The organism is Thermococcus sp. LS1, assembly GCF_012027395.1.
Classification (GTDB): Archaea; Methanobacteriota_B; Thermococci; order Thermococcales; family Thermococcaceae; genus Thermococcus.
Window position 1 is genome coordinate 96,004 of sequence record NZ_SNUJ01000003.1, and the last position, 16,891, is coordinate 112,894.

Sequence of the window (16,891 nt, forward strand, 5' to 3'; positions counted from 1 at the left end):
GGAGTGTGAGCGAGGTGAAGCTCGTCATTAAACCCGAGAAGGGCTTCGGCAAAATCGAAATCGAGCTTGGTGAGGAGCTCTGGAGTGAGATTGAGGGGCTGAGCGAGAGGTATTCTGTCCCGCCGGAGAGGGTAATTGAAATCGCTCTCCTTGGTGAGTTTAAGGAGCCGAGCGGGGAGCTTGAGGAGCTTGAGAAGAAGGTTGAGGAGCTTGAGGAAAAGGTGTGGGAGCTGGAGAAGGAGTACGCTCCGCTGCGCTTCAAGGCTTACGGCGTGAGCGAGGACAACAAAATCCTGGCAATCGAGCTATCCGGCCTTATCGCCGAGAACAACCAGCTCAAGCGCTTTTTGAGGCTCAAGCCAGAACGCAACCTCGAGCTGAGAAAGCTTATATCTTACTACCTCCAATGAACGACCGCGGATGATGACAGCGAATTGCACCGAGCTTAGTGATGACGAGGACTGGCCCTGACGCCGCCCGGGGAGGCGGGTGACGAGTCCAAGACGGGATGAGGAGAACCGATGATATACCCTATGAGCGCCGACGCCTCCTCGGGCGCTTTCTTGGAATGAGCCTCACGGGGCTTCCGCAGTCTGGGCAGATTCCGTCAGGAGGCTCACTTGTGAACTTCCTCCCGCAGCCGATGCAGATGTAGTTCCATCTTATAACGCGCTTTATGCCTCTTTTGAGCGTTTTGAACTCGATGCCAAGCGTTTTGGCGATGTTCTGCAGGTTGTAGTCGTCGGTGAATAGGATAGCCTTGAGCTCGTAAGCTAAGGCGAGGATTTCCATATCTGCCTCGCTCAGCTCCCCTAGCTCGCCGGTTCTTTTGGCCGCTTCCCTAACTGCCTCGATGCTCTCGCGCGAGGGCATCAGCACCCTAACCTTCCCCGCGTTAATCAGGCCCTCCAAGAAGAGCCTCGACTCGGGGTCTTTGACCTCCTCAACGACCTTCGGAGTGGTTACACCTTCGACGTCAATCCCCTGGATGAATATCGCGGCATCGATGACCTGAACCTTCATGGTCAAAACTCGGAGAAACCCTTTTTTAGATTTCTGTCGAAATGAACCCGGTGATGGAAATGAGGGTCGACCTTAACTCGGACCTGGGTGAGAGCTTCGGCCGCTACAAACTCGGCCTCGACGAGGAGGTCATGAACCACATAACCAGCGCCAACGTTGCCACCGGCTGGCACGCTGGAGACCCAATCGTCATGAGGAAGACCGTCAGACTTGCGAAGGAGAAGGGCATCGCCGTCGGTGCCCATCCGGGTTATCCAGACCTCATGGGCTTTGGGAGGAGGTACATGAAGCTTACCCCCGAGGAGGCCAGGAACTATATCCTGTACCAGATCGGCGCGCTTTACGCCTTCACAAAGGCTGAAGGAATGGAACTCCAGCACGTCAAGCCGCACGGTGCCCTTTACAACGCCCTCGTGAAGGACGAGGAACTCGCTAGGGCGGTCATGGAGGGAATAGTGGACTTCGACAAAGGGCTGATCTTCGTAACTCTCTCGGGTTCAAGGGCGGCCGAAATAGCTGAGGAGATGGGACTAAAGGTTGCGCACGAGGTTTTCGCAGACAGGGCCTACAACCCAGACGGCACGCTTGTTCCAAGGGGGAAGCCGGGGGCGGTGATACACGACAAAGAGCTCATAGCCGAGCGCGTTATCTCTATGGTGAAGGACGGCGGCGTTAAGGCCATCAACGGGGAATGGGTTGAGCTCAGAGCCGACACAATCTGCGTCCACGGGGACAACCCGAAGGCTGTGGAGATAACAGCTTATATCAGGCGCGTCCTCGAAGAGGAAGGCGTCAAGGTAGTACCGATGGGTGAGTTCATAAGGTGAGAGCATGGTCGAGTTTAAACCAGCTGGCGACTCAGCGCTCGTTATTTCCTTCGGCGAGGCCATAGATGAGGGGATAAACAGAAAGGTCCACGCCGTGGCGAGAGCCATCGAAGAAGCCAGTCCTCAGTGGCTCGTCGAGGTAGTCCCAACATACTCAACTGTTTACGTCTACTACGACCCGCTCATGGTGAGCTATACCGAGGTCGTCGAGGCAGTGAAACCTTTCCTCTCCGCTGAGCCTGATGAGGAAAAGTCGAGAATAGTCGAGATTCCAACGGTTTACGGTGGTGACTTCGGGCCCGACATCGAGTTCGTCGCTCAATACAACGGCCTCAGCGTGGATGATGTCATCGAGATTCACTCGAAGCCTCTATACAGGGTCTACATGCTCGGCTTCACTCCGGGCTTTGCCTACCTGGGTGGAATGGACGAGAGAATAGCCACCCCCCGCTTGGAAAAACCGAGGCTGAAAGTTCCCGCCGGAAGCGTAGGTATAGCTGGAAAGCAGACAGGCATATATCCCCTCGAAAGCCCCGGCGGCTGGCGGCTCATCGGCAGAACTCCTCTGAAGCTTTTTGATCCACGGAAAGACCCACCAACGCTTCTCCAGCCTGGCGACTACGTGAAGTTTGTGCCGATTGAAGAAGAGGTATTTTTGGAAATGTTAGATGAAAATCAGATGACTAATATTCCTAGATTTACGAGGAAGTGAATGGCCATAAGGTATGGAATTGAGTTAGTCTCATCGTAAAGCTGTATACTCAAAAACTGATACATGAACAGATAAAATGAATACAGGAAGAAAACTGGAAGATACGTCAGTAAAATTACAGGATTTAATAAATGGGTTAGAAGGAACAAGGTACTTATTAAAAGCTTGTCATCAAGAAAGCCTGGGGTTTTAGTATAGATTATTCCTTTCATCAAGATTTCTTCAGCACCACTAAACAGGAACAGAAGAATGAAGCCTGGTAGTGTTTTCTCGAAGGGTATAATCTCACCAATAAAATTGCCAAGTATAACAAACACTCCAATGAGAAAGGCACCCCGGAACAGTGAGCTCTTGGTTATCATGTCAAAGTTAGCCCCAAGTAACTTATGACGTAAGTATTTTCCGAGATAAACAACCCACAACAGGAGAAGCGCATAGAGTAAGTATTCTTTAAACACGAGAATTGCGAGGACGTACAAAGTAAAAGTTAGTTTGTCAAATACAATCCAAAGATCAGAACTTGAAAATAAGAAGAAGATTGTGTACAAGACGAAAAATAAGGTAGAATACACGGAAGGTGTGTGAATAAGAAAGGAGATTACGATGTAAAAAACCATTAGTTGAACGCGAATATCATGACTAGTGTCTTTTAGCTGCTTGATTATATAGTATGGTATCATTAACATCGAATATAACAGAAAAGCAAAGAAAAGGAGTGCAAAAATAAAGTATGGTGAGTGAACATACCATGTTAACATATGGGTTGCAATGGAATAGGAATAAACAAAGAGGTATGGTATCATAATTGCAGATGATACAAGTTGGATCATGTTCGAATAGAATTTGGGAGATAACTCACGCTTGAAGTGAACAAAAAATATGGCCAATATACCGATAACCAATATTATGTAATAAAATCCGAACTTCTCATGGATAGTCCATATGTTCATGAGAACACCATACCCGTTGCTGATTATCAGGGGAGAAAGGGTGACTGAAGGAAATGCCAAAAAAATTATGGCCGAGATAGTTCCGAGATAGTTAAGAAAACGTTGCTTTCCATCCATTATTATACTAATAAGCGGAAATATTATGAGCAGTACGTATGCAATCAGTGAGAATGTTAGTAGGGGTGTCAGATGGACGTGACTTAATGGCACTCCTATGTAGGTTAGGTACTCAGTATTTTCCCAAAGGTTTGTCGTTGATGGTAGAATATATAAAACAAAATCTGAAAGCATGTAGAATGTTATCAGGGCATATACATAGAAAAAGAACTTATTAACTCTAGATGACGGTTTTATTAGGAGGTATTTAATGATAATCTCATCAAAGTCCAGTGCTTTTCCGAGTAATTCTTTGATGTTGAGACCCCTCTTGCCCATTGATGTTAATATGGAGTATGCTAGGTATATAGTAGCCACCAACGCAACAAACTTATCCATCACAAGAGGATACAGCTGTGAAACTGGATAAACAGCAACCACAGAGAATATCACCAGCATAATAGCCTTTTTCACGCTTTTTGAATGGAGATATGAAACAATCGGAAGGATTATGAAGATCAGGAATATCGGAATAGCATTAAGCAGGATTTTGTACGTCATTAAATTCTTCTCAGACACCATGAGCTTCAACATTATATTAATGTTCGATAGGAAAAAAATCGCTATGATGGTATAAGTAGTTGGCTTGTTGAGATTGAACTCTACAACTAGAAACTCCTGGAACAGCAGGAATGAGAGAAAAAGGGTTGCAAAAAGAGCGAGATTTTCCAGTAGAGGAGGGAGATTAATGCTTATATTAAATCCATCGAGTACATCCATTGTAAAATCAAATGCCTGTAAGAATAATAAGAATAAAAGAAAAAATGAAGTAACAATCTTTTTAGGACTCATCAGTCCTTCACCGTCTTCTCAGCAATATTGCTGGAATTATAATGAAGAACATTATGCCCGCAGGACCACAAGTAGAGCCCTTATCAGATTCAGTATCTTGGGTTGGAGAGTTTTGCTGAACTATAACCTGATGTTCAATTTGAATTCCCTGTACAAACTCTGACTCAGAGGCTTGAGTAAGCACTATAACGTCGTACTGGGCATTGTCTCCAGACTGAGGATCTTTTATATCCAGTGCTATAACGGGATCTCTCTGAAGGATTATCGCATTTGAGGGAATGATCATATCATCTGTGCTGTAGGCTAAGTTTTTATCCACTGAAATTATTGTTCTAAAAGCAACCGGATTTCCCCGAACACTAAGGATTGAAACATTATGCTGAATAAGATAGCCCGGCTGCTGCCGTCCATTAATGTTAACTGTTATCTTCTGTATTATTGTTGAAGCCTGGTATTCCACACTTGCAGTCTCGTTAGTTGTAACGCTGCTCTTCTCTGTGCTTGAGACGGTTTCTTCAATTGTTACCTGGTGGCCTAAAATAGTTGTTGTGCCCCTTGTAAGGGCTGATTCTGGAAGATAAAAGTAGTAAACTCTCTCATTGTCGTCTCCAGCGACTATATAATTGCCATTGGGGCTAACTGAAATACCTCTAACGAGGTCTCCTGTGTCGTAGGTCCATACAACCGAGCCATCCTTGCTGAATACATAAATCTTGTCTGCGCCGGCTGTTATGTATTTTCCGTATGAAGAGACAGAAATTCCCCAGATATCATCTCCTGTTTCGTATTTCCAGAGGAGATCTCCATCCTTATCAAAGAGATATACATAGTAGTAGCCATCTCCAACGGCAATATAATCTCCTTCAGGACTTATTGCAATGCTCTCGGGCATTCCTGTTAATGATTCTTTCCATAGAAGATCACCGTACTTGTTAAGAAGATAGATATATCCGTCCGCAGAGGCTACTCCAACGTAGTAACCATCCCTCGATAGTGCCACAGACATTACTCCATCCCCAGTCGAATAGCTCCATAGAACGTTCCCGTTGGAGTCGAGAAGATATACATCCCCATTTGAAAGCCCTGCAACAACGTATCTACCGTTAAGACTTATATATGCATCGAGTACTGGGCTTAAGAAATCGTGTGTCCAGAGAACATCTCCTGTTCTTTGGTCAAAAAAGTACACTTTTCCATCATCTGAAGCTGCTACAGAGTACCTGCCATCCTCAGTAATGGCAACACCGTAGATGGTTCCATCGGTTTCATATTCCCACATCAGATTGCCGTTACCGTCGAATCCATACACATAGTACCAGGTGTCTCCTGCGACAACATAATTCCCGTCTCCAGAAACGCCAACTTCCCAGAGTGTTCCATAGACGTCGTATGTCCATTGAGGCTCTACAGCAGCTATCGTTGGGTTGAAGGTACTAAGCATACTAACAGCGGCCAAAAAGGCCAATATCGAAGCTAGAGTGCTCCGGTCCATTCTCATTCCCCCCACTGTAGGCCCCCCGTACTATGTTTTAGTGCCTTACATTTTCCGTAGTGGCTGGAGATTAAACAGTGATAATGGGGAGCCTATAATATGGAGCGTAGCATCAAATCAATTATAAAATAGTACTTTATATACATTTCCGTGGAATGTATAACCAATTATCCAACTATTATTATATCAATACCAAAATAAATCGTGGAATATTATAACTCCTTAATAGTTGAATTTAATCTCGTACTTATTTTCCAAAGATGTGTACTGGGGTATCTAGATTATCCAGGATGAAATAGAAACTCTAATAATTTCTAATGAGAATCCGCATATGGGGGGAGTGGTCTCGTGATCGAACTTTTTAAGGTTCCATCAGTCCTAACCGTCCAGGATCTTGGCAGAACCGGCTACAGAAAGCTTGGCGTCCCAGTGAGCGGTGTCATGGACGAAGTGAGCGCGAGGTTAGCCAACTACATAGTTGGTAACCCTGACAACGCCCCGGTTCTTGAGTTCCTCCTCGCAGGCCCGACCATCCGCTTCAACGCTTCTGCAGTTTTCGCGGTAGCTGGAGACGTTGAGATCAGGCTCAACGGCGTCCCCATAGAACCCTGGAGGAGTTACTGGGCAAAGCGCGGTGACGTTCTGGAAGTTGGAATGCTGAAGAGCGGTCTATACGGCTATATCGCCTTCGCTGGAGGGATAAAGTGCGAAAGGCTCCTCGGCAGCTGCTCGACCTATACGCGGGCGGGCCTTGGTAGGCCCTTAAAGGCAGGTGATAAGTTAACGCTCGGATACGCCATTCTAACGGGTAAGGAAGGTAGAGTTCTTCCCCGGGAGCTGAGGCCCGATTATTCGGCAAAGGAAAAAGTTATCCGCGTAATCCTCGGGCCGAACCTCGACCACTTTACCGAGCACGGGATAGAAACCTTCACGAGCGAGGCCTACACAGTTACACCCGAATCCGACAGGATGGGCTACCGCCTCGACGGACCGGCGATAGAGCACTCGGAGAAAGGAGCCGACATCGTAACGGACGCCGTTCCAATCGGCTCAATTCAGGTTCCGGCAAACGGGAAGCCGATAATCATGATGGCCGATGCCCAAACCACTGGTGGCTACGCAAAGATAGGGGTGGTTGCTCGGGTTGAAGTTCCGCTGGTAGCTCAGAGCAGACCTGGTGAGAGGCTGAGGTTCAAAGCGGTGAGTGTCGAAGAAGCACATGAACTTTTAAGGAGGCGCGAGAAGACAATGACGGCGATAAAAGCCTTTCTTGATGGAGAGCTCAGGGCGTACAGGATCAAAGCAGGGGGAGAAGAGCTGATAGCGTTTGCAGAAGTACAAAAAGAATAGAAGAGGGTGTCACTCCTTTTTCCTCATTACTTTGACGAGTTTGTAGGTTTTCCCGTCGCACTCCACATCGCCGAGGATTTCTATGATTTTGACGCTGTCGCCCTCGAAGAGCCCCTCCGGGCGGAACAGGTCGCGTTTCTCCGGGTCGCTGCAGTTCACGAAGCTCAGCTTTATCACAGAACCCGTTATGGCCAGCCTTGGCTCGATGGCTATCTCGATGGAGGGCTCCACTACTTCAACGACCCTGACCTTGCCCTCGTGGAGCGGGCAGGAGTGCGAGGGCATGCTCCTCACGCGCAGAATCTTGTAGCGCCTTCCAGGCTCTAGATTTCCAACGCAGACCCCGGCGAGCTTACAGGTCCTGCACGGTTCTGCTGGGCCGTAATATATGAATTCAACCCCAGGCCTTGCCAGCTTTTCTCCAACTAACGTGATTATTGCCATTCCAAACACCTCCGTGAGTGATGATCGTCAGATGACTCCAGTGATTTTAGCGGCTTTCTCGGCCGCCTCTCTGGTAAGACCCTCTTTTCCGAGTATCGTGTAGCGCTCGGGCCTTATGGTATGGGCAATCGTGAGCGCTTCGATGATATACTCGGGGTCAATTCCCAACTCGTATGCGTTAGTTGGCGCCCCCACCTTCTTTAAGGTTTCCCTAATTTTCTCCCACTTGAGGCCGTGAAGGTAGGCCATTATTATGGTTCCTACGCCGCACTGCTCGCCGTGTAGAGCCGGCTTCGGCGCTATCATGTCGAGCGCGTGGCTGAATAGATGCTCGGCACCACTCGCCGGCCGTGAGGAACCGGCTATGCTCATCGCAACGCCGCTCGAGATCAAGCCCTTTATAACCTTCCTCACGCTCTCCTCGTTGCCAAGCCTTATTATGTCGGCGTTTTTTATCACCATCTTGGCGCTCATCAGACTTAGAGAGGCGGCATACTCGCTGTAGTACTCGCCCCTTATTCTGTGGGCCAGCTGCCAGTCTTTTACAGCGGTAAAGTTCGAGATCATGTCTCCGACGCCGGCCGCTAAATAGCGGTACGGGGCGGTTTTGATGACTTGGACGTCGGCTATGACTGCTATCGGGGGAATGGCTTTGATGGAGGTCTTCGCTCCCGAATCCCTTATCGAGGCGTTAGCGCTTGCTATTCCATCGTGGGAAGCTGTCGTTGGAAAGCTGATGAACGGGACACCTGCCTTGAAGGATGCGAGCTTGGCGACGTCTATTATACTTCCACCGCCGACGGCAATGAGCCAGTTAACGTTTTCGTCCCTTATTTTATCCAGCGTTCTCTCAACCTCGCCCATTGTGGCCTCTCTTACGATGAGTGAACTAACCTCAAAGGCCTCCTTTAGGTTTTTCTCGACGTCCTTCCCGGCGATCTCCTTAGTCTTTGGACCATAGAGTATGAGAGCCCTCTCGCCAAGGCTCAGCCTCTTTGCAACGTTAACGACTTCTCCCTTGAGGTTCTCGCCCAGCAACACTTCCCTCGGCAGCTGCATTAAATGCATTCCCATCACCGTCCGTAGGAACTATGGTGGGAAAAGCTTTAAGGCTATCGGAACAACCGTCTATGGTGGTCGAATGGGTCTCTACGAGTTCTTTTACAGGTACTTCATCGAGCCTATAATCAACAACGAGGGCTACAACATCGTCAACACATTCGTTTATGCAGTAATCCTTGGAATAGCCGTCCTCCTGCTGTACAGGCTCCTGAAGAGAATGGGGATAAAAATAGACGAGCGCTTTTTCAAGGCGTTGATTCCATACATAATCCTCGGCCCGCTCATGAGGGCGATGACAGATGTGGGAATCCTCCCAAGGACTTACCTGACAGTCAGTCCAGGCGGCTACTTCGTCATTGCGGCCTTTGCCCTCGCTTCCCTCTACGTCGTCTGGCGGCACGTTGGGCCAGGGGAGAAGTTCTACCCGCTCTATCGCGATTTCGGATACGTCCTCCTCGGTGGACTAGTCTTTATACTGCTGATAAACCTAGACCAGGTCGACTTCAGGTGGGAGGTCTTCAAGTACTTCGTGCCAATTCTCATCGCCGCGGAAGCCTTCGTATGGGTGCTCTCGAAAAAGGCCAAGCTTGTGGGAGACAACTCGCTTCTCTTTTACACCCACTTCTACGACGCGACCACAACCTTCGTGGGAATTCAGTTCTTCGGTTTCTGGGAGCAGCACGTTTTAGCCAGGAAACTCATGGAGCTCTTTGGCACTCCCGCGGTGATTTATCCCGAGAAGCTCCTCATACTGCTCCCCATAGTCTGGATACTCGATAGGGAGATGAAGGATGAAGATCCGGAGCTGATAAACTTCGTCAAGCTCGCAATGTTCATACTTGGCTTTGGGCCTGGGACGAGGAATTTGCTGATAACCCTAATGGGGTGATACGTATGGAGAAACTTGGTGAGATTTCCTGGAACGAAGTGGCCATCGAGATGGCCAAGGAAGTTGAGAAGGTTGTCATGCCCCTCTTCGGAACTCCGAAGGCTGGGGAAACTATTGGAACGAACGTGAGCGGCGACGTCACCAAGTACGTTGACAAAGTGGCCGAGGACATCGTCCTGAGCAGACTGCAGCCCCTCGGCGTCAACATCGTAAGCGAGGAGATTGGACTCGTAGACAACGGGAGCGACTATACGGTTGTCGTCGATCCCATAGACGGCTCCTACAACTTCGCTGCAGGAATACCAATATTTGCCTTCAGCTTCGCGGTCTTTGGGGGCAGAAAACCTGTTTATGGCGCGATATACGAGTTCGTTACCAAACATTTCTATGAGGGTATCCCCGGAAACGGCGCCTTCATGAACGGAGAGAGAATACACGTTAGAAAGCCGGAACGTGGAAAGGAAGCGCTAAGCTTCTACACGAGGGGAGAATACTCCGGGCTGATCAAAAAGGTAAAGCGCGTCCGTGTCCTTGGAGCTATAGCAGTTGAGCTGACTTACCTCGCTAAGGGAGCTCTCGACGGCGTTCTCGACATAAGGAACTACGTCCGCCCGACGGACATAGCGGCGGGAGTTATAATCGCGAGGGAAGCCGGCGCAATAGTGACGGATGAGAAGGGAAACGAGCTTAGGCTCGACCTCAGCGCCACGGAGAAGACCAACATAATAGCCGTGAACGACCGCTACCTGCTTGATCTCATCTTGGGGGAGCTTACCAATGGATCTTGAAGGCTTTATGATGAAGTACGGGAAGGTCACAACGGCACTCTTCGCGATCAATGTTGCCGTTTACATTTTCGAGGCCGTACTGAGCGGTAACCCTGTAGACATCAGCATCGAGGTTCTCGCCAGAATCGGCCAGTGGAACTATGCAGTCCTTAACGGTGCCTGGTGGCAGCTCTTCACCGCCATGTTCGTTCACGTGGGAATACTTCACATAGTCTTCAACATGTACTTCCTCCTTATGCTCGGCAGTCAGCTGGAACGCCTTTTCGGCGGCAGGGTTCTCGTCTTTACTTACCTAACCGCTGGTCTCGTCGGTAACTTGGTCACGCTCTTCCTCCTCCCGCTCAACTCCGTAAGTGCTGGAGCGAGCGGTGCTCTATTTGGAATGGTAGGTCTCCTGATAATGACCGCCGGGATAATCGGGGGTGATATCGTAAAAGCCCTTGCAAACGCTTTCGTCCTCTTCCTCATCAACAGTCTCTTCCCAGGAGTGAACGCCTACGCCCACCTGGGAGGCCTCATAACGGGCATCCTTCTTGGCCTCCACTATGGCAAGAAGCTCAAGAAAAAGCTCATGGCAATGACCTACAGCTATGCCTGATGAACGAAAGATTTAAAAATACCCCCCGAAAGGTATAACCCGGGCGCTTGTGCCGGGGTAGCTTAGCCTGGTCAGAGCGCTCGGCTCATAGGGCTGCTCCCCTTCGGGGGAGCCTGAGAAACCGAGAGGTCCGGGGTTCAAAGCCCCGCCCCGGCACCACACTCTAACAAACTTCGCCTTCTTGCAGTTAGAAAACTTTGATCAAACTTTGCCTGCAAAGTTTACTGGCGCAGAGGTTGCTCCGTAAAGGTTTCCTTTTTAACTTTCACTGACGATTTTATGTCATGATGAGAAGGGCAGTCCTCGCGCTGGTAATCGCGCTCATGGTGTTCGTCTCAGGGTGCATTACTGTAGTTCAGCAGACTGAAACCTCGCCATCTTCCACATATTCCCCAACAACTTCTACCTGGAGCACGCCCGCTCCGACCACTACTACAGCTACAACAACACCTGCGACGTGGACGAATCCCGAAGTTCAGTGGGGCAACTTAACCGTTCTCCTGCCAAGTCAGGATGCCCAGTTGAACTGCTCGGGAATCCTCTGGCGCTACATACTCAAGGACGCCCTTCCCTGCATGCTGAGCAGGCCGGAGCTTGAGGTTATCTCTCCACTCGCGGAGAAGCTTGAAGGCGAAAATTTAGTTCAGAGTGCCTGGAACGTCCTTGACTGGGAGGATCAGTGGATAATCTATGACCGAGAAAAAGCCAAAGAGCCTTTTGCCAAGGTTATCATTTATCCCGACGGAAGACAGGAAGTTGTTGAGGGACGGAACAACACGATACAGACTCCCTATGAGACGATTATGAGGGGAAAGGGTATATGCACTGACTACACCGTTCTCACCGACGCCCTGCTCTTGGCCATGAACTACTCCCCTGTTTACACAATGGCAATAAACCTTACCGACCTCGGCCATGCGGCGGCACTTGTAAGGATAGAGGGCTGGTTCTTCGTCATCGACCAGCATCTGCCCCCGATGGATCTCGGCTCCTACTATCGCTACTGGAAGAGGCAGGGAAGCATAATAATCAACGCAACGCTCTACGAGATAATGCCAGGAGAGAACCTTGCTGAAGTGAAGACCCTCGGGATCTTAAGTGGAAAAGACTTCCTCATGCAGGACTACACCATGACGGAGAACGACGCAAAGGCTCTGGCTTATGGTATGCTGAACCTACTTGCCCAGGATTTTGGAATTGGCGCCGATGATTCCCTCTCGCTCATCTCCGAGGGCAAGCTTCCGGAGGGTTACAAGGCCGGCTGGATGTGGAGCGCAACCTTCTACAACCTGGCCGATTACTATCATCCCATATTCTACGAGCAGTATGTGAAGTGGCTCCTCGAAAGGATGACATCGGATTCCGAGCTTGTGGAATACTTTGAGAAAAGTGATTCAGCGTGGATAGAAGTGGGGATTGAGGGCAACGACCTCGTTGTCACCCTTTACCTCGGCCAGCGTCAGTAGCGCCTCGAATAGCCGCGGGAGTAGTTTCTTCTTCCGTTTTTCCTGTATCCCCGTGGTCTCTCCTCGCGCTCGTACCTCTCGCGGTACTCCCTAGGTATCTCCTCGCTGAGCTCAGACTTCTGGATATCAACACCCGCGACGCTTGCTATGTAGCGGAGCCTCTTGAACTCACCGGGCATGATGAAGGTGACCGCCTTGCCCTTCTTGCCCATCCTGCCGGTTCTGCCTATCCTGTGGACGTAGTCTTCGGCCGTCATGGGCAGGGAGTAGTTCACTATGTGGCTTATGTCCTGGACGTCGAGGCCCCTCGCGGCAACATCAGTCGCTACGAGAATCCTTATCCTCTTGGTCTTGAAGCGCCAGAATGTCCTTTCTCTGGCCGCCTGACTCATGTCTCCGTTGAGGGCTTCGGCGCTGTAGCCCTGCCTCCTGAGCTTCTCGCTCAGCTCCCGCGTTTCCCTCTTCGTCGCGCAGAAGACTATCCCGTAGAAGTCGTCGCTTAGGATTTTCTTGAGAGTCGAGAACTTTCTGGCAGGAACGACTTCAATGTACTCCTGCTCCACCATCTCCGGAACAAGCTCGTCGCTGCTGACTTTAATTACCTCATAATCGTTCATATAGCGCCTCGCCAGCCTTAAAATCTCGCGTGGCATCGTTGCCGAGAACATCAGCACGCGCTTCTTCCTCGGTGTTTCCCTGAAGATTGCCTCTATGTCGTCTATGAAGCCCATGTCAAGCATCCTGTCGGCCTCGTCGAGGATGAAGAACTTCACCCCGCTCAGATCAAGGGTCCCGCGCCTTATGTGGTCGAGAACCCTTCCGGGGGTGCCAACGACGACGTGAGTACCTCTCTCAAGGGCCCTTATCTGCGGACCAATCGGCTGGCCACCGTAGACTGCGTAGACGTAAACCCTCTTCCTCCCGCGGAGGCTCTTTATCTCGTCTGCCACCTGAAGGGCGAGCTCCCTCGTGGGCGTCAGGATAATCGCCTGGACGCTCTTTTCCTTCTCATCAATTGCCTCGATTATGGGCAAGGCAAAAGCGGCCGTCTTCCCGGTTCCGGTCTGGGACTGCCCGATTATATCTGCATCGCCAGACAAAAGACGCGGAATGACCTCCCTCTGGATGTCGGTGGGCTGTGAGAAGCCCTTCCTTCTAACGGCAACTAATGTCGCCTCAGATAAGCCTAAGCTTTCAAAACTCATTTTTCTTAACTCCTTTTCAACTGCTCAAACGCGCTCCTTCAAGACCCGAACGCGTCGAGAAGAACCGCGATTTGGCGGGCCGGGGGGGATTCGAACCCCCGACCACGGGATTAAGAGTCCCGCGCTCTAACCATGCTGAGCTACCGGCCCTCAACCCGAAACCATAGACGGGAGGTGGCTTTATAAATTTTTTGGTCTGGAGTGGGAGGGGCCAGGTGTTACGCTTGAGAAAAGAATATAAACCCACTGTTATACGTAGAAAATATGATAACCTACGAACACGTTGAACTCGCGGCTGAAATAGTTGCCCTCGTTTCCCTCACGGGGGCAGTTTATTTGCTGGTCACCCTTAGAGGGGTGCTGAGAGAATTTTTAGGGGTCTCGGTAGTCAGGGGAATATTTTTTGGTGTGCTAATTTTCTGGTCTGGGTATCTGATAAATGTTCTCAATAATGTTTTTCCGCTGGAGCTCCTGAAGATACTGGACGACGTTATAGTGGCCATAGGTATGGGGATAATAGCTCTCTCGGCGGTTGGAGTTAAAAGACAGATAGTAATGCGCGTGAAACCCAGAGTCATTCTCGATGGAGAGCCAGGACTCCCGAGTGGAGCGTATCTCGTTAAGCCCACATCTCCCCAGGGCCTTCTGAGGCTCCTATTGGGAAAGAAGATATTTGCCGTAACGAGAAGGCCCCAAATCTACGAGCCCCTTGGTGTTCCTTACATCTGGATAACGAACGTAGACCATCCAAAGGCGATATCCCCCACAAGGCTCGCTCCCCTTCTGCACACCATAATAGAGAGTGCTGATAATGACACTTTCGTTATTTTCGATGGACTCAATTACCTCATACTCCAGAACGGATTTGAATCAACAATCAAATTTCTCATGTCCCTTAAGGATGTCCTCCTTGAAAAGGGCGCTGGTATTGTATTGATCGTTGATCCTGAAACCTTGGAGAAGAAGCACATCGCGATACTCGAAAGGGAATTCAAATGGATACTGAAATGACGCTACGTTGGAATGTGTTCTCTTCACAGACCACAAAATTTATAAAGCCTCTCCGAGCGTTATACTTTGGCAACGCGGGGGTTGCCGAGCCTGGTCAAAGGCGCGGGATTGAGGGTCCCGTCCCGTAGGGGTTCCGGGGTTCAAATCCCCGCCCCCGCACCATTCTAACAAACTTCGCCTGCGCGAAGTTTGACCAAGGTTCGTAGCTCCTTCCTGAAGTGCCAGTTTCTAAGTGGTTTCCTCAGTGCTGGAGCGTTTAACATGGAGAACTTGCTCTAAAATGCTCCTTTGCTATGGGTTTACTTTCTTTCGACGCCCTACGGGCGTCTTTTTCGAGCTAAACTTTCCTCAAAGGAACTCACAAAATAGTTCTCACTTGAAGCATTGGCCTTGGGTTTAAAACCCGCTCTTCAAAGTGCAACTTGGAGAAGAGCTACGAGCTTTTGGTGAAGCTTTTTCCAAAAGCTTCAGCGTTGGCGGAAAGAGGGCGTGCGAGTCCATAGGCTCTCCCAAAAGAAAGGAGAAATCAGGCGTTCGTGTATTGTTTTAGTAGGTTGTAGATGTGTTGGGCTGCGTCGGTGTAGAGGGTGTATTTCTTGCCCTTCGCGCGGAATTCAAGGTAATAACCACCCAGTAAAGCCTTTTTCAGCTCAAGCCAGTTTATGTCCTTCAATGGAATATCCTCGTAAACTTCTCCAATTCCAGCCGCCCTTAGAGCGGCTTTTATCGCCACGGTAGCAACGTAACCCTTCAACCTATATTTCCCAGTAAGCTTCAAGCGCTTGTTGGTTACCACCAGCATGCCGACGCGCTCCTGACTCATCGCACCCATCTTGAAGCGGACTTCACCCCTGTAAAGCTCCTTTTCGGGTTCTTCGGCTGAAACGGTAACCTTCTCGACCGTTTCGGGAACTTCAACAGGCTTGGCTGCGGCGAAGCGCTCCGCCTGCTCTTGGGTTGCCCTTGCAACTGCACCGACTTCAGCCTCGTAAGCCTCAACAACGGCTTTGAGGAGGAAGTAGTGGAACTCGAAGAGGTACTGGAAGAATTTGATATCACCGCAGGAGTAGTCCCATTTCTCTTCTCTCATGAGCCTTAGCCTTTCCTGGGCATCGTTTAGTAATTCCCTGGCCTCTTCCATATCCCCATAGTGCAGGACGTGGCAGACGTTCGAGGCGAATTTTAAGGCGGAGATACCACGAGGGGTACTTTTCTTATTAAAATTCGCTTCTAACTCTTGAGCTATGCATGGTATCTCGTCTTTTTCAAGTTTAAGAACGTCTCGGAAGATTCCGCCGGCCTTGTACTCTTTGAAGGGGTCGTATATCTCACCTACAATGACCTTGAGTTCTTCTCCCGCTTTGTCGAATTCATCTTTGGCGGTTATGAAGTCCCCTTCTGATAAGGAGATCAATGCTTGTTCGAGTTGTGGAGAAAGAGCAGATAGTATTTTCCAATCGCCATTGTTTTTCGAGGAGTATTCTCTGAACTTTTTTCTGCACTTTTCTAAGAAAGCGTCGCCAAATTTTTTCCTTGCGAGTTCCTCAATTGATGTTTCCCAATATCTCTTCTCCAGTTTTTCTTTTTCCTTTTTTAATTCATTGATTTCGTCTTTTATTGATTTTTTGAGACGAAAATGCCCAATAACTATTATTGCTATTGCATATATCATACCCATGGCACTAAACATCCCTATCATAAACAGGATAGCCCCGATAGTGTCTTTTCTTTCCGATGCAGCCATAAACGAAATTGATGTCAAAAGAAACGTCACTAAAAGTATATCATAGTGGGTTCTAATGACTTTATCGTGTTCTTTTAGTTTTTCTTTTCTCCACTTAATCTCCTTTTCTCGCCAAGTTATTTCATTCCATAGTCTCTCTCTCATCAGCTACTTCCTTTGCTTTGTTTAGACATTCCTCAGTGGTCTTGTCGAATTTCAATGGATTGAATCTCTTCGCCCGCTCCAGCTCCGCTTTCATCTTCTCCAAAAGAGCATCAAGGTTTACGTTGCCCTGCAACGCGACACCACCCATAGGAGTAGGGCGTCGGAATATTTAGGGGTTTCGCTTGTCGTGAGGACAATGGCTCCAACTTGAGGGCAAAAAGTAAAAAAAGTCGAGGTT

Annotated in this window: 17 protein-coding genes and 3 tRNA genes; 11 read left to right on the forward strand and 9 right to left on the reverse strand. The window is 49.3% G+C overall.

The window, feature by feature from the left end:
• Positions 1–14 precede the first annotated feature (14 nt).
• Positions 15–410 carry a hypothetical protein gene (locus E3E26_RS08440; protein WP_167901030.1) on the forward strand — a complete coding sequence of 132 codons (396 nt, stop codon included), beginning with the start codon at positions 15–17 and terminating at the stop codon, positions 408–410.
• Between the two features lie 121 nt (positions 411–531).
• Here the strand turns inward: E3E26_RS08440 and E3E26_RS08445 are convergent, their stop codons facing one another.
• Positions 532–1,023 (reverse strand): type II toxin-antitoxin system VapC family toxin, encoded by a 492-nt coding sequence (locus tag E3E26_RS08445; RefSeq protein WP_167900897.1) that lies wholly within the window; start codon positions 1,021–1,023, stop codon positions 532–534.
• A gap of 59 nt (positions 1,024–1,082) precedes the next feature.
• Between E3E26_RS08445 and E3E26_RS08450 the strand changes: the two genes are divergently transcribed.
• Together E3E26_RS08450 and pxpB are read left to right on the forward strand one after the other, a co-directional pair.
• Complete coding sequence (locus E3E26_RS08450; protein ID WP_167901031.1) at positions 1,083–1,850, forward strand: LamB/YcsF family protein; 768 nt, start codon at positions 1,083–1,085, stop codon at positions 1,848–1,850.
• A gap of 4 nt (positions 1,851–1,854) precedes the next feature.
• A complete protein-coding gene (gene pxpB / locus E3E26_RS08455; protein ID WP_167900898.1) occupies positions 1,855–2,562 on the forward strand; it encodes a 5-oxoprolinase subunit PxpB in 708 nt (235 codons plus the stop codon).
• Here pxpB and E3E26_RS08460 read toward each other — a convergent pair.
• Entirely contained in the window at positions 2,526–4,460 is a 1,935-nt protein-coding gene (locus tag E3E26_RS08460) for a hypothetical protein (RefSeq protein WP_167900899.1), read from the reverse strand. The genes pxpB and E3E26_RS08460 overlap by 37 nt on opposite strands.
• A gap of 7 nt (positions 4,461–4,467) precedes the next feature.
• The gene (locus tag E3E26_RS08465; RefSeq protein WP_240911706.1) at positions 4,468–5,958 is read right to left on the reverse strand and encodes a WD40 repeat domain-containing protein; all 1,491 of its coding nucleotides are present in this window, start codon (positions 5,956–5,958) and stop codon (positions 4,468–4,470) included.
• 342 nt (positions 5,959–6,300) lie between these two features.
• Here E3E26_RS08465 and E3E26_RS08470 point away from each other — a divergent pair, with 342 nt between their 5' ends.
• Complete coding sequence (locus tag E3E26_RS08470; RefSeq protein WP_167900901.1) at positions 6,301–7,302, forward strand: biotin-dependent carboxyltransferase family protein; 1,002 nt, start codon at positions 6,301–6,303, stop codon at positions 7,300–7,302.
• A 9-nt stretch (positions 7,303–7,311) separates the two neighbouring features.
• Here E3E26_RS08470 and E3E26_RS08475 read toward each other — a convergent pair whose 3' ends face one another.
• Positions 7,312–7,746, reverse strand: coding sequence for a UPF0179 family protein (locus E3E26_RS08475; RefSeq protein WP_167900902.1), 435 nt, complete (start codon positions 7,744–7,746; stop codon positions 7,312–7,314).
• A 27-nt stretch (positions 7,747–7,773) separates the two neighbouring features.
• Entirely contained in the window at positions 7,774–8,814 is a 1,041-nt protein-coding gene (locus E3E26_RS08480) for an NAD(P)-dependent glycerol-1-phosphate dehydrogenase (RefSeq protein WP_167901032.1), read from the reverse strand.
• A 73-nt stretch (positions 8,815–8,887) separates the two neighbouring features.
• Here E3E26_RS08480 and E3E26_RS08485 point away from each other — a divergent pair, with 73 nt between their 5' ends.
• The 5 genes from E3E26_RS08485 (at position 8,888) to E3E26_RS08505 (ending at position 12,549) form a co-directional block, all read left to right on the forward strand.
• Positions 8,888–9,697: a DUF63 family protein gene (locus tag E3E26_RS08485; RefSeq protein ID WP_167900903.1), complete on the forward strand. Its 810-nt coding sequence runs from the start codon at positions 8,888–8,890 to the stop codon at positions 9,695–9,697.
• 5 nt (positions 9,698–9,702) lie between these two features.
• Positions 9,703–10,485, forward strand: coding sequence for a bifunctional fructose-bisphosphatase/inositol-phosphate phosphatase (locus E3E26_RS08490; RefSeq protein WP_167900904.1), 783 nt, complete (start codon positions 9,703–9,705; stop codon positions 10,483–10,485).
• Entirely contained in the window at positions 10,475–11,083 is a 609-nt protein-coding gene (locus E3E26_RS08495; RefSeq protein ID WP_167900905.1) for a rhomboid family intramembrane serine protease, read from the forward strand. The genes E3E26_RS08490 and E3E26_RS08495 overlap by 11 nt, the downstream gene beginning before the upstream one ends.
• Before the next feature lie 51 nt (positions 11,084–11,134).
• Positions 11,135–11,242 (forward strand) — tRNA-Met (locus E3E26_RS08500).
• A gap of 128 nt (positions 11,243–11,370) precedes the next feature.
• Positions 11,371–12,549 carry a transglutaminase-like domain-containing protein gene (locus E3E26_RS08505; RefSeq protein ID WP_240911697.1) on the forward strand — a complete coding sequence of 393 codons (1,179 nt, stop codon included), beginning with the start codon at positions 11,371–11,373 and terminating at the stop codon, positions 12,547–12,549.
• Here E3E26_RS08505 and E3E26_RS08510 read toward each other — a convergent pair.
• Both E3E26_RS08510 and E3E26_RS08515 read right to left on the reverse strand, forming a co-directional pair.
• The gene (locus tag E3E26_RS08510) at positions 12,543–13,754 is read right to left on the reverse strand and encodes a DEAD/DEAH box helicase (RefSeq protein ID WP_167900907.1); all 1,212 of its coding nucleotides are present in this window, start codon (positions 13,752–13,754) and stop codon (positions 12,543–12,545) included. The genes E3E26_RS08505 and E3E26_RS08510 overlap by 7 nt on opposite strands.
• 72 nt (positions 13,755–13,826) lie before the next feature.
• Positions 13,827–13,904: transfer RNA gene (locus E3E26_RS08515), tRNA-Lys, on the reverse strand.
• A 114-nt stretch (positions 13,905–14,018) separates the two neighbouring features.
• On the opposite strand from E3E26_RS08515, the gene E3E26_RS08520 reads away from it, so the two are divergent.
• Both E3E26_RS08520 and E3E26_RS08525 read left to right on the forward strand, forming a co-directional pair.
• On the forward strand, positions 14,019–14,765 hold the full coding sequence (locus E3E26_RS08520; RefSeq protein WP_167900908.1) for a DUF835 domain-containing protein: 747 nt from the start codon (positions 14,019–14,021) through the stop codon (positions 14,763–14,765).
• A gap of 74 nt (positions 14,766–14,839) precedes the next feature.
• Positions 14,840–14,927: transfer RNA gene (locus E3E26_RS08525), tRNA-Leu, on the forward strand.
• A 364-nt stretch (positions 14,928–15,291) separates the two neighbouring features.
• Here the strand turns inward: E3E26_RS08525 and E3E26_RS08530 are convergent.
• Both E3E26_RS08530 and E3E26_RS08535 read right to left on the reverse strand, forming a co-directional pair.
• The gene (locus tag E3E26_RS08530; RefSeq protein WP_167900909.1) at positions 15,292–16,653 is read right to left on the reverse strand and encodes a hypothetical protein; all 1,362 of its coding nucleotides are present in this window, start codon (positions 16,651–16,653) and stop codon (positions 15,292–15,294) included.
• The gene (locus E3E26_RS08535) at positions 16,631–16,801 is read right to left on the reverse strand and encodes a hypothetical protein (RefSeq protein ID WP_167900910.1); all 171 of its coding nucleotides are present in this window, start codon (positions 16,799–16,801) and stop codon (positions 16,631–16,633) included. The genes E3E26_RS08530 and E3E26_RS08535 overlap by 23 nt, the downstream gene beginning before the upstream one ends.
• Positions 16,802–16,891: the final 90 nt, after the last annotated feature.

Coding starts and splice junctions, on each gene's coding strand:
- E3E26_RS08445 (WP_167900897.1), bottom strand. CDS start 1,023: ATGAAGGTTCAGGTCATCGATGCCGCGATATTCATCCAGGGGATTGAC.
- E3E26_RS08450 (WP_167901031.1), top strand. CDS start 1,083: ATGAGGGTCGACCTTAACTCGGACCTGGGTGAGAGCTTCGGCCGCTAC.
- pxpB (WP_167900898.1), top strand. CDS start 1,855: ATGGTCGAGTTTAAACCAGCTGGCGACTCAGCGCTCGTTATTTCCTTC.
- E3E26_RS08460 (WP_167900899.1), bottom strand. CDS start 4,460: ATGAGTCCTAAAAAGATTGTTACTTCATTTTTTCTTTTATTCTTATTA.
- E3E26_RS08465 (WP_240911706.1), bottom strand. CDS start 5,958: ATGAGAATGGACCGGAGCACTCTAGCTTCGATATTGGCCTTTTTGGCC.
- E3E26_RS08475 (WP_167900902.1), bottom strand. CDS start 7,746: ATGGCAATAATCACGTTAGTTGGAGAAAAGCTGGCAAGGCCTGGGGTT.
- E3E26_RS08480 (WP_167901032.1), bottom strand. CDS start 8,814: ATGCATTTAATGCAGCTGCCGAGGGAAGTGTTGCTGGGCGAGAACCTC.
- E3E26_RS08485 (WP_167900903.1), top strand. CDS start 8,888: ATGGGTCTCTACGAGTTCTTTTACAGGTACTTCATCGAGCCTATAATC.
- E3E26_RS08490 (WP_167900904.1), top strand. CDS start 9,703: ATGGAGAAACTTGGTGAGATTTCCTGGAACGAAGTGGCCATCGAGATG.
- E3E26_RS08495 (WP_167900905.1), top strand. CDS start 10,475: ATGGATCTTGAAGGCTTTATGATGAAGTACGGGAAGGTCACAACGGCA.
- E3E26_RS08505 (WP_240911697.1), top strand. CDS start 11,371: ATGAGAAGGGCAGTCCTCGCGCTGGTAATCGCGCTCATGGTGTTCGTC.
- E3E26_RS08510 (WP_167900907.1), bottom strand. CDS start 13,754: ATGAGTTTTGAAAGCTTAGGCTTATCTGAGGCGACATTAGTTGCCGTT.
- E3E26_RS08520 (WP_167900908.1), top strand. CDS start 14,019: ATGATAACCTACGAACACGTTGAACTCGCGGCTGAAATAGTTGCCCTC.
- E3E26_RS08530 (WP_167900909.1), bottom strand. CDS start 16,653: ATGAGAGAGAGACTATGGAATGAAATAACTTGGCGAGAAAAGGAGATT.
- E3E26_RS08535 (WP_167900910.1), bottom strand. CDS start 16,801: ATGGGTGGTGTCGCGTTGCAGGGCAACGTAAACCTTGATGCTCTTTTG.